The sequence below is a fragment of the Paenibacillus sp. 01L418 genome (assembly GCF_056400045.1).
Genome location: NZ_JBFTSN010000166.1, coordinates 1 through 12643, shown reverse-complemented (window position 1 = coordinate 12643; position 12643 = coordinate 1). Strand labels below are relative to the sequence as shown.

8 protein-coding genes are annotated in these 12643 nt (G+C 42.3%); all 8 read left to right on the top strand.

Features of this window, described 5'->3' with window-relative positions:
- Positions 1–1572, top strand: a 1572-nt coding sequence (locus AC1DSE_RS19230; protein WP_477528042.1) for a type 2 periplasmic-binding domain-containing protein, incomplete at its 5' end; no start/stop codon positions are given.
- Positions 1565–2680 (top strand): glycoside hydrolase family 88 protein, encoded by a 1116-nt coding sequence (locus tag AC1DSE_RS19225; protein ID WP_477510266.1) that lies wholly within the window; start codon positions 1565–1567, stop codon positions 2678–2680. The genes AC1DSE_RS19230 and AC1DSE_RS19225, both read left to right, overlap by 8 nt.
- Before the next feature lie 193 nt (positions 2681–2873).
- Positions 2874–5066 (top strand): family 2 glycosyl transferase, encoded by a 2193-nt coding sequence (locus AC1DSE_RS19220; RefSeq protein ID WP_477510265.1) that lies wholly within the window; start codon positions 2874–2876, stop codon positions 5064–5066.
- 25 nt (positions 5067–5091) lie between these two features.
- Positions 5092–8250 (top strand): hypothetical protein, encoded by a 3159-nt coding sequence (locus AC1DSE_RS19215; protein WP_477528041.1) that lies wholly within the window; start codon positions 5092–5094, stop codon positions 8248–8250.
- Positions 8247–9296 (top strand): HEAT repeat domain-containing protein, encoded by a 1050-nt coding sequence (locus tag AC1DSE_RS19210; protein WP_477510263.1) that lies wholly within the window; start codon positions 8247–8249, stop codon positions 9294–9296. The genes AC1DSE_RS19215 and AC1DSE_RS19210 overlap by 4 nt, the downstream gene beginning before the upstream one ends.
- A 36-nt stretch (positions 9297–9332) precedes the next feature.
- Positions 9333–10763 (top strand): glycosyltransferase family 2 protein, encoded by a 1431-nt coding sequence (locus AC1DSE_RS19205; protein WP_477510262.1) that lies wholly within the window; start codon positions 9333–9335, stop codon positions 10761–10763.
- Between the two features lie 501 nt (positions 10764–11264).
- Complete coding sequence (locus AC1DSE_RS19200; RefSeq protein ID WP_372239018.1) at positions 11265–12194, top strand: ABC transporter permease; 930 nt, start codon at positions 11265–11267, stop codon at positions 12192–12194.
- A gap of 18 nt (positions 12195–12212) precedes the next feature.
- On the top strand, positions 12213–12643 hold a 431-nt coding region (locus AC1DSE_RS19195; RefSeq protein WP_477528040.1), incomplete at its 3' end, for a carbohydrate ABC transporter permease.

The window sequence follows — 12643 nt, the reverse complement described above, 5'->3', positions numbered from 1 at the left end:
ATTCTCCTTACGGGTCTGCTCACAGCTTGTTCGGAGTCAAACAACAAAGTAGAATCGACAACTAGCCCAGCACCTGACAAAGAAACAGATGTGACGGATAAGCCAGCAGAGCCTACGAAATTTTCGATCGCAAGAGGCACGTTAGCTTTGAAAGCGGTGGAATCGGTAGAAGACATTAATAAAGACAAGTGGGTTCTGGAGCTGGAGAAGCGGACAAACACCGATATGAATATCCAGCTGCTTCCGCATAAGGATTTTAAACAAAAGATTTCACTTATGTTCGCAGGCGGTGAATTGCCGGACGTACTGACTGCTTATCAGTCTATGACACCGGCAAGCAAAGATATGAAAGGCGCAGTAGAAGCTGGACTGTTCATGCCGCTTGATGATCTTCTCAAATCACATGGGCAAAACTTGCTTACTGCTATTCCGAAAGAAGCTTGGGATGAAGTAACCTATCAAGGAAAAATCTACTCCATTCCGCAATACTTAAGTGTACAATCTCGCCGTGCAACATTTGTACGTGCTGACCTTCTTGAGAAAGCTGGAATTGGGGCGCCAAAAACGATTGATGAGCTGCTGCCTATGCTTCGTGAATTTAAGAAGCTCGGCATTGAACAACCGTTTGGATTCCGTGAAAACTTCAAATATGCCGACTTCATATTGGGAGCGTACGATGTGCTTCCTTACAGCACGATGTATGAGAAACAAGGCGACCAAATCGTTCCGAAATTTTTTGATTCAGAGAACATGATGAAGGCGCTGGAAATGTATAAAGCGATGTACGATGAAGGTTTGATGGCCAAAGATTTTGCAACGATTACAGGTGCGATGTGGACGAAAAGCCGCGACGCTGGAAATCTAGGCATTTACAATGCCAATGCCAATCAACTAGGAATCTACCAAGGGGAACTGACAAAGACCGTGCCTGACGGAAAGCTTGAGATGATCGCTTCACCGACTGGTCCAGACGGCAAAGGCGGTATGATGCTTTACAACAAGACGCTTGAACAATCGTATTTGAACGCGAAGATGGATCAAGCAAAAGCAGAAGCCATTGTCAGCTATTTTGATTACATGGTTAGCGCAGATGCGAATACGTTCTTTACCTTTGGCAATGAGGGTGAGACGTATACGAAAGAGGGCGACAAAGTAAACTACACGGTTCCTGCTGACGAGGAGCAGCGCTATTCTGAACAACGTCGTGACTGGTTATGGCTGGTTAAAGACGGGGCCTTCAATAAGGATAGACTTCCGCTGGAAACGAAGGGCGCAGAAATGATGAATGGTTTTGAGAAGCTGTTGCCTAACGAGGGACGTGCCGGCGTTTTCTTTGATCCCGACCTAGACAGCTATACACAATTCCCAGACTTGGCTCCAAAGTTTGACGAGCCGTCTAAGTTCATCCTTGATCACATGGTCAAAATGATTTACGGCAAAGAAAATATTGCGGATTGGCCAAAGGTTATCGAAGAGTGGAAAACAAGCGGCGGCAATGAAATTATAAAAGAAGCTACAGATCGTTTTAACAGTAAATCAGGCGTTGTGGTAGGTCCAGATGCTAATGCTTGAATCTTATGATTTTACAAAGGTGTTTGCGATGATTGTGCAAAAAGGAGAGAGCATGCTCCAGCAGATCGGAGATAAATCACCGCATGCTGCAAAGGCCGACGGCATTTATGACGATATGAGGCATGATTGGTGGACCTCGGGATTTTGGCCCGGCATGCTGTGGATTTTGTACGATATGACGGGAAAGGAAGCATATAAGAATGCGGCCTGGGGCTGGGATGAGAAGCTGGAAGCTAAAATGATGCAGGAAAACAATTTTCATCATGATGTAGGTTTTCAATTTTTACCGACAGCAATCATTAAACATAAGCTGACTGGCGATGCCGATGGGCTGCGCCGCGGATTGTTCGCTGCTAATTTCTTAGCAGGCAGATACAATATGGCTGGTCGATTTCTGCGGGCTTGGAACCAAGATAAGGTTGGCTGGTCCATCGTTGATTCATCTATGAATTTATCCTTGTTGTTTTGGGCTGCCCAAACGACCAATGATCCACGCTTTAAGCATATCGCAAGGGCGCATGCCGACACGGTTGTAGAGCATTTCATTCGCGCGGATGGATCGGTTAAGCATATTGTGAGCTTTGATCCGGAAACAGGCGAGTTACTCGGGGCAATCGGCGGGCAAGGTGCGGGAGCGGATTCCGCTTGGAGCCGCGGAGCAGCATGGGCTCTTTACGGTATGGCGAATACTTATCGCTATACGGGCGATGAAAAATATTTGCGTGCCTCGCAGCGAGTAGCGAACTTTTTTATAGCTAACTTGCCTTCTGATCACGTACCGCACTGGGATTTTAGAGCTTCGGAACATAGGGCAGATGAACCAAGAGACAGCTCAGCTGGCGCTTGTGCAGCATCCGGCCTCTTGGATCTTGCTTCGATGCTGCCAGTTGAGGAGGGGAATGTTTACCGTGATGCAGCTGAACGTATGCTTATATCCCTTCATGAGAATTATGCTGCATGGGATCTGCCGAATCATGAGGCAATCTTGCTTCAAGCAACGGGAAATCGTCCATCGGGTTCGAATGTGAATGTTTCGTTAATCTATGGCGATTACTATTTTGTAGAGGCGGTCGCCAAGCTGAACGGTTGGAAAAATCATATCTTTTAAACAGCCATTGTTTACAAGGCTGCTCATGAGTTCATTGAACTTATGGGTAGCCTCTTTTTTATGAAATTTTATGATCAAATTGAGAATGATTGGATTTCAAGCCTTTTAAATTTTTAATTGGATATATTTGAGGTATACCGCCGAATAGACAGTGAAACAAATCTATACTTATAATGTTTTCGGGGGGCTTAAAATGAAAATTTCGAGTAAGAACTATATGTATGGTTCAATTATTATCATTATTTTAATCGCTATAGCCTATTCAAGCATATTTATTTTGAAAAATAAAATAAATGCAACAGATCATAGCAACCCCACATCACCAATGGCATCGGAGTATGTAAGCAAGGTGGATGGAAACTCTTTTTATGTTTTGGAAAATGGACAATGGACGAAAACATTTATTAAAGGTGTGAACCTTGGAGCTGGAAAGCCAGGCGCTTTTCCCGGCGAGGTTGCCATTACATACGATGAATACTATAGATGGCTTGGCTATATTTCGGATATGAATGCAAACACGATCAGAGTGTACACGATACAGCGGCCGCAGTTTTATAATGCCTTATTTGATTTTAATCAAAATGCAGTGAAAAATGGCAAGAAGCCTATTTATGTGTTTCATGGCGTTTGGGTTAATGAGAGCGATATAGCAACAATCGATGATGCTTTTGGCAGCAATGACAAGATTCTAAATGATATGAATGTTACGGTAAAAGATACGATTAATATTTTGCATGGCAATCATTATTTGCCAGTAAATAAAGGCCATGCGGACGGCAATTACACCTCGGATGTTTCGAAGTATGTCATCGGATGGATAGTTGGTATTGAATGGGAGCCTTCGCTCGTCGTCAGCACGAATGAAAATAACGCAAAGCGTAGCCATTATGATGGCAAATACCTTTATACCGTAGGTGCATCTCCGTTTGAGGCTTTTCTCACTGAAGTAGGAGATAAGTTGATTGATTATGAAATGACAACCTATAACATGCAAAGTCCGGTTGCCTTTTCCAATTGGGTAACGACAGATCCGCTAAAGCATCCTAACGAGCCTTATAAAAATGAAGATCTTGTAGAAGTAAACGTCGAGCATATTAAATGGCATGACAGCTATAAAGCCGGTATGTTTGCCTCTTATCATGTGTACCCCTATTACCCCGATACATTTAGCTATCAGACCGATTATATTCAATTTAAAGATGCCGAGGGCAATCCAAATCCTTATTTGGCTTATTTAGAGGAAATTAAGAAGTTCCATTCCATGCCTGTTCTTATTTCGGAATTTGGCATTCCAGCCTCACGCGGCAAGGCGCATGAAAATAAAATTACAGGTTTTAACCAGGGCTTTGTAGATGAACAAACGCAAGGCGATATGCTGATGAAAATGATGAAGGATATTCACGGAGCTAATTTAGCAGGGGGATTGGTTTTTTCGTGGCAGGATGAATGGTTTAAGCGAACGTGGAACAACAACGATCTGGATTTGCCTGATTCAAGGCCATACTGGCTTAATGCTCAAACGAATGAGCAGCATTTTGGTTTATTAGCGCTTGATCCTGGCAACGACAAAAGCATCCGTTATATCGACGGTTCGTTCGATGATTGGGCAAATGATACTCCCCTGTATGCTGACGATCATACCAAGCTATACGTAAAAAGTGATGAGGGATATGTCTATCTCATGATTGATGCTGAAAATTATGATTTTAATAAGGACACATTGATCATACCGATCGATACGATAAAGGAACAAGGGAACACAAGCTTTTCACAGCTTGGCTCCACATTTAGCAAGGATGCAGACTTCGTAGTGAAAATTCATGGACCAACGGACTCGCATGTGTTAGTAGATGCCTATTACGATAACTACTATTTTAGATATGCGGTTCAAACGAGTCTCATCGACAAGAACCCATCCTTTCATCATAAGAACACGGGTATTTTCAACTCCATCCGGCTTAGTTTAAATAAAAGCTACGTAGTTCCGCAGCTGAACACGGTCGTTCCTTTTGCAGGATATGAGACGGGGCTGCTCCAATACGGAATAGGCAATCCGGATAACCCTGATTTTAATTCATTAAGTGATTTTTATTATAAAGATGGAAAAGTGGAAATGAGAATTCCGTGGCAGCTGCTGAATGTGATGGACCCATCTCATAAATATGTCATTGATGATATGTTTGCTCGTGGAAAAATATCAAAGCTGAAGGTAGATGGAATAAGCTTTGGCATACAGCATATCAAGACGGGAAGCACGCCGGAAACGACGCAGCAGCCTATAGCAATGGAAGAATATAGCTGGAAGGAATGGGAGCAGCCGACTTTTCATGAACGATTGAAGCCTTCCTATTACATTTTGCAAAAAGGATTTCAAGCGATGAATTAATTCATATATAAAATGAGGAATACAAATGAGAACAAGAAATATGAAAGCTCGCTATATCATTTTAATAGCTTTATTAATTGGTTTATCGATTCCTTTCATCGTTTGGCTGCTTACACCAAGCAAAAACCTTGATGTCGTTGTCATTAATAAAACCTTTCCGACTCAAGCATCTGAAACGAGCGGCATAAGGGAGCTAGATTACAGCAAGCAGCGCGGGTTGTTTTGGATTATGGATCATCTGCGCATAACTAACCCCGCGACGAATAAGGCTTATGACGCAAAGAAGGATTATTATGGGAATTTCCTCGCTGATGGGAAATTAACTGCTGTTCCTTTTGATAAACGAGCTAATGTGCCAGATCTGATCTATATTTCGGATGCGTACGGCACTGGCAATTCAAAGGTGAATGGTGTGGAACCAAAAGGGGTTTCAGGCCTGACGATGGATGAGGTTAGTTTAATAGCTACCAGCTATGCCAAAGGGACAACGGTTATTGGCGAATACAATATTGCAGGCGAGCCTACTGCACCAAACGTATCCAAGGAGCTTGAAGCTATTTTTAACGTCGGCTTTAAGGGGTGGGCAGGCAAGTTTTTCTCGGAATTATCGTCGGCAGAAGATGTACCGAATTGGATAAGAGCAACCTATGAGCAGCAGTACGGAAAAAAGTGGAGCTTAACGGGAGCGGGAATTGTTATTGCGGGCAACAATAGAATCATCATATTGGAGCGCGGTAAAGACTTTACAGGACAATCGATCAGTCTATTCATGACCGAGGCTCATGCTCGCAGCTATCATACGGACACGATTGATTACTATAACTGGTTTGAAATTATTGAGCCAGCAGACGATAAGTCGGTAATCGCATGGTATGACTTAAACGCTACGGAAGCAGGTCAGGAGCAATTGAAGGTCTTAGGGCTAAATACTAGATTCCCAGCAATCATTGCAAATAAATCCGGCAAGAAGAGCTCCTATTATTTTGCGGGAGATTTTAGTGATTATAAGGAACCGGAGAAGATTAAACGGTTTTGGGGTGCTTCTGCTCTATACAAATTATTTAGTGTAAACAGCGAAGGGGATCATTCGTATTTTTATTGGCATTTTTATGTGCCGCTTATGTCCAAGCTGTTGAAGGAAACAAAGCCATTAGATGAAAGCATTACATTCCAGGCGAAAGCAGAGACAGCTTCAAATGGTACACAGCTCGTATCCAAAATAGTCGACAATACATTTTCCGTTTATGAAAACGGAGCTTGGAAGAGCATGTTCGTAAAAGGGATGAATATTGGCACAGCAATACCAGGTATTCCAGAAGGAAGCTTCCCGGAGGATACGGCTATTTATTCAGAGTGGCTTGAGAAGATTGGTCAAATGAACGCCAATACGATACGAGTATACACGTTGATGCCGTCAGGCTTTTATCGAGCGCTTGATATTTACAATACGAATCATCAAGATAAACCGCTGTATTTGCTTCAAAATATATCGCCGAGCAGTGAGCCGCCATCAGGCGACTTGCTGAATCAAGAGTACAATGCAGCCTACAAACAAGCGATTCAAGATACCATTAACGCAGTTCACGGGAATGCCAAGTTAAAAACAAAAGAGGGGATGAACTCCGATCTGTACATGAATGATGTGTCAGGCTATATCCTTGGTTTTTTAGTAGACCCAGGCTTAACCCCTCAAAAGGTAAAGGCAACGGATCAAGCACATCCCTCTTACAACTATAATGGGGACTTTGTTTCATCAGGTTTAGACGCAACGCCTACCGAGTCGTGGCTTGCTTCCCTATCGGATCGTATCTTTCAATATGAGCAAAGTAATTACAACATGCAGCATCCAGCAGCGATTACCAGCATTCCAGAGCTAGATATTCTCGAACATGCTGCATCAAATCCAGAGACGCTCGATGACGCGGTTTCAGTGGATATTAATCATATTGTTATTTCTAGCAAAGTAATTAGTGGATTTTTTGGCGCGTATAATGTCTTTCCCGATCATCCGGCATTTATAGCTGGGGAAACGAAGGAAGCAAAACCTGACTATGCAGGTTATAAGCAGTATTTGGATCGTTTTATGAGCACTCAAAAAAAGTATCCCGTACTTATAAGCGAATTTGGATTGTCTACAAGCCTAGGATCATCGCAAATATCCGCTTCTGGCCATAAGGACGGTCAAAACAGCGAGGCGGAGCAAGGAGAAGGCATCATTGCGATGATGAATATGATAAAGGACAGCGGCAGTATGGGCGGGCTTGTTTACGAATGGGCGGATCAATGGGGAAAAAGCAGCCGGTTTACCTCTTCCCTGATGATCCCTTATGAGCATGGAAGCCTCTGGCACAATGTCATTGATCCTGCTCAGCGATACGGTATTTTAGCGATAGAATCACCTACGCCGACGGAGTATGCCATGACCTTGCGGGGAACAGATCCTCTGCGCACCATTTCTTATGCTGCTAACGAATCTTATTTCTATATAACAGCCGAATTCAGTGAACTGCCGAAGTTTGATCAGAAGAACATTATGATCTATTTGGACACCGTTGACAGAAAAAATGGCGAATATATGCTGGCTCCTGATGTGAATGAAAACTGGTCTGGAGCAGAGCTTAATGTAAGCATTCAAAATACGAAGCAAGCCGAATTACTCGTAATTCCGCAATATAATGCGAGCAAAGGCAGTTATTACACTTCCGTATCGTCTAACGGCATTTATGAGAAAATGATGTGGCAGCTTTCAAAAGCATACCAAACGCCCGAAGGTAAAACGGTTCCCGCTGCTTATGAGGATGGATCAACCTTAAGTGCAGGCAGCTTTGACAACAGCAGCAGCCATTTTTATTTTGAGGGCAAGACGCTGTATCTTAGAATTCCATGGGCAAGCTTGAACTTTACTGACCCGTCCAGCTTGCTCGTATTCGATGATGAGAAGAAACAAGGGGCAATCGAGAACATAAGAGACGGCGTTGCTGTACGAATGACGGATGGCATAGTCGCTTCACTCGTTATTATGGATAAAAAAACGCAGAAGGTCGATTATCAATTTCCCGAAAGCGTTACGTCATCCGGCTACCGAACCTTTACATGGAATACATGGACGAAACCCGAATACGTATCTCGCAATAAGAAAAGCTACGACATGCTTAAACAACTTTTTGCGCAGGAGGATATATGACAAAAGAAGCATCATATTTGCTGCTCATTTCATCAGCGTTATTTTCATTTTTTTTCATATCGATTATCGTCATTTGGTTTTTTCGTTACTTTAGCGAGTCCGCGACTAACCAATTGAAGAAGCAGCTGGAAGAAGTATTCACATCCTACTTTTACACTGAAAATAAAAATAAACGAACGATCGTGCAAAAACTGAACAAAATCGTCGGAAAAAGTGCTAGAAAAAAAGAGCTGTTCATTAATATCGTCATTAACCACGATGCTGATTTTATCCATACTCATCATGATCAGTTGATGAACATATACGAATTAACGGGAACGAAAGCTTTTCTGCTCAAAAGACTGCAATCAAACAGCGTTCATATTCAGTCCTTAGCCTGTCGGCATCTTGGGGAATTGCAGCTCAGAGATACAACGGCATCTATCCTTACGCTTATTTCAAGCAAAAATAATGATGTGATTTATAATATGATGCTGGCTCTTGCGAAGCTTGGTGATTTGGAGGGGCTAGTTCATGTTCTAACCTATGACTCCCAAAATATGAACTTGTCTCATAGAGCTATTATTGAAATTATTTCTGCTTTTGACGGCTCAAAGGAAGAGCTGTTTCGACAAACAATTGATAGAAGTGATGACTATATGAAGGGCATTCTAATAAAAGCGGTTGCTGATTACAGTATTGAAGGCTTAAGCGAGCATTATATTAAGTATTTGAATAGTGAGGATAAGAATCTTAGAATCGCATCGATAAGAGCGCTGAGCGAGCTGAATAATCCAGATTATGAAGCATCTATGCTAACCAAGCTTGATGATCATGATTGGGAGGTTAGAGCTGCTGCTGCTAAAGGCCTTGAGAAGATTGGGACCAAAAATAGTTTAGCGGATTTAGGGAAAACAACAGGCGACAGTGTGTGGTGGGTAAGACATCATGCCGCCAGTGCACTTGTTCTCATTCCTGGAGGTATTGCTTACGCTTCAAGGATCATCGATGGAGACGATAAATTTGCTCGGGATGCCGTGATTAGTGTGATCGAAATGACTTCCTAATGACAACTTAGAAAAACGAGGATGGTTTTTAACAACATGTATATTCTCAGAATGTTTATTATTTATTTCAGCGAGTTTTGTATGCTGTATACGATTGGAATAAACATCTTTTATAATGGGCAAATGCTGATCGCTTCGCTAGATATGTTTAGTTATTTACGAAAAATGAAAGCTTCGGATTATAAAAGATACATTGATTCAAAAAATATGATCCCGATTTCTATCATTGTCCCTGCGTACAACGAGGAGAAAACGATAGTTGATAATATTAAATCGCTGCTCGCTTTAAATTATTTTGAGTATGAGATTATTATTGTGAATGACGGCTCTACCGATTTCACAAAAGAAAAGATCATAAACGAGTTCAATTTAAAAAAGGTAAACCAGCCCATTATGCAGAGCTTGCCTACGAATGAAGTAGCTGGCATTTACCGGAGCAACCAGTACGAGCGATTAATATTTGTCGATAAAATAAACGGCGGCAAAGCGGACGCTCTTAATGCGGGCATTAATGTGTCTGTCTATCCTATTTTTGCATGCATCGATGCCGATTCCATCTTGGAAAATGATGCCCTTATCAAGCTCACGATGTTATTTGTGGAAAATCCCGAAACGATTGCTGTTGGAGGGATCGTCAGAATTGCCAATGGCTCGATCATTAAAGACGGCAAGCTTATGGAGATGAATATTCCGAAAAGCAATATGGCGAAATTTCAGATTATAGAGTATTTCCGAGCTTTCTTGACTGGCCGTACGAGCTTCAGCAAGCTTAATTCCATACTCATTATTTCCGGTGCATTCGGTGCGTTTAATAAGAGGGTCGTTATTGAGTGCGGCGGGTACAAAGTGAATACGATCGGTGAAGACATGGATATTATCGTTAGACTTCATAAGGCGATGAAAGACCAGAAGAGAAAGTACAAAATACAATTTCTAGCGGACCCGATTTGCTGGACTCAAGCTCCAGAAACAATGAAGGATCTAAGAAGCCAGCGGAGAAGATGGCAAATTGGTCTTTTTGATACGCTGATAAGCTATAGGAGAATGCTCTTTAATCCGAAATACGGCAAGATTGGCATGGTGACACTGCCTTATTATTGGATATTCGAATTAATCGGGCCAATTGTTGAGGCACTCGGCTATATCTTTATCCCACTTGCCTATTTATTTGGCTTGCTTGCATTTGACAGCTTTATTACTTTTTTTGTTATCGCGTTTTTACTCGGTACTACTTTATCAATGGGCAGCATCTTACTTGAGCAAATTACATTTCGCAAATACAGCTCGCTTAAAGAAACTTTGCTGCTTGTGCTGTTCGGCGTGTTGGAGAACTTAGGTTATCGTCAGCTTACTGTTCTGTTCCGTGTTGAAGGTATTTTTAATTTTAGAAGAGGCCGTCATTCATGGGGAGCAATGAACAGAAAGAAATTTGTTTCAAGCAATGAGAAAAAAGATAACGATAAGTGATGCTGAAATGGCAATGGAAGAGTAGCTGCGTGCAGATGCGGATGCTCTTTTTTTTTGCAATTGAACGATAGGAAATTCTCTAAATCGGCAACTGCAATAAGAAAAAGGATCAATGGGCTTAGAAACAATGAAAACGCATACATGTTATTCTTGAATAGACCACTCTTTGAGGGGGTTTGGGCTTGTATGGGGGGCGAAAATCGATTGGTAAATCTTGCGGTTGCCGATAAATAGGCGATTTATCAACAAAAATGACACATTTGAGAAGTTATCTGAATAGTCGCAGTAGTTCGCGAATTGATGTTTCCTCATAAATATAAAGCGCTATCATGCGATACGGGAAATGACATATTTACGAGAATTGTTATGTTCCGTATTGTTGTGAATGTAAGCGATAGCATTTCCGAAATTCCTGTCGCTAATCACCAAACAAAAGCAATTATAACGAAACGGGAAAGGAGTGATTTTATGCAGGAAGCAAGTCCAATGAACGCACCAAATATGCTTCCGGAACCGACGAAAGAGAAGAGCAGAATGTGGAAAAGACTCCTTCAAAATTGGGAATTGTACTTATTCATTGCACCCGCATTTTTCTACTTTCTAATCTTCTCTTACGGTCCGATGTACGGCATACAAATCGCATTTAAGAACTTCATACCAACGAAAGGGATTTTCGGAAGCCCTTGGGTCGGTTTCGACCATTTTGTCCGATTTTTTCATTCTTATTACTTTTGGGACTTGATATGGAACACGTTAAGTATTAGCCTGTATGAACTCGCTATTGGGTTTCCGATACCGATTATACTGGCGCTTGCCTTCAATGAGCTGAAGGGTGGTTCCTTCAAGAAAATGGCTCAGACCGTCACTTATGCGCCGCATTTCATTTCAGTCGTTGTTATGGCAGGCATGATCATTACGTTCTTGTCGCCTTCATCGGGAATAGTGACACATCTTATTGAGTGGCTTGGATTTGATGCTCCAGATTTCTTGACGGACCCGAAGTGGTTTAAGACGATGTACGTATTCTCTGGTGTTTGGCAAAGCGCAGGATGGGGAACAATCATATATTTGGCTGCGCTTTCAGGAGTAGACCCGGGTCTGCATGAGGCAGCCATTATAGACGGAGCTTCACGCTTCCAACGGGTGCTTCATATTAACATTCCGACGATTATCCCTACGATGACCATTCTTTTAATTCTGAACATGGGAAGCTTGCTTGGGGTTGGATTTGAGAAGATATTGCTGCTCCAAAACTCGCTTAACATGGGAGCATCCGATGTCATTTCAACCTTCGTATACCGATCAGGGCTTGTCGATGCCCAGTATAGCTTCTCGACGGCGATCGGCCTGTTCAATTCCGTCATTAACGCCATTATTTTAGTGCTTGTCAATCAGATCGTAAGACGCACCAACGAAAACAGCCTGTGGTAGAAGAAGGGGGTATGACCGATGATTTCCGCCGTTAAAGAGTCCGGAAGAGATAAAGTGTTTCTGATATGCAACTATATTTATGTATTTCTCGCTTTTATTGTAGTCGCCTATCCTGTCATTTATATGATTAGCGCTTCGATAAGCGATCCGAAATTGGTGGGTTCCGGCGAGATGTGGCTGTGGCCAAAAGGCATTACGTTTGAAGGTTATAAGAGGGTGTTCCAAAACTCCAGCATATGGACAGGTTACGGCAACACCATTCTTTATACGGTAGTAGGTACGTCGATCAATTTATTCGTTACGCTGCCTGCTGCCTACGCTCTAAGCCGCAAAGACTTTATGGGACGAAACTTTTTTATGGGGATGTTCCTCGTCACGATGTTTTTTGGAGGAGGGCTCGTACCAAGTTACTTGCTCATCAAGGAACTCGGAATGGTGAATACGATATG

Bases quoted from the DNA above. Each gene is read 5' to 3' on its own strand.
- AC1DSE_RS19225 (WP_477510266.1), top strand. From the start codon at position 1,565: ATGCTTGAATCTTATGATTTTACAAAGGTGTTTGCGATGATTGTGCAA.
- AC1DSE_RS19220 (WP_477510265.1), top strand. From the start codon at position 2,874: ATGAAAATTTCGAGTAAGAACTATATGTATGGTTCAATTATTATCATT.
- AC1DSE_RS19215 (WP_477528041.1), top strand. From the start codon at position 5,092: ATGAGAACAAGAAATATGAAAGCTCGCTATATCATTTTAATAGCTTTA.
- AC1DSE_RS19210 (WP_477510263.1), top strand. From the start codon at position 8,247: ATGACAAAAGAAGCATCATATTTGCTGCTCATTTCATCAGCGTTATTT.
- AC1DSE_RS19205 (WP_477510262.1), top strand. From the start codon at position 9,333: ATGTATATTCTCAGAATGTTTATTATTTATTTCAGCGAGTTTTGTATG.
- AC1DSE_RS19200 (WP_372239018.1), top strand. From the start codon at position 11,265: ATGCTTCCGGAACCGACGAAAGAGAAGAGCAGAATGTGGAAAAGACTC.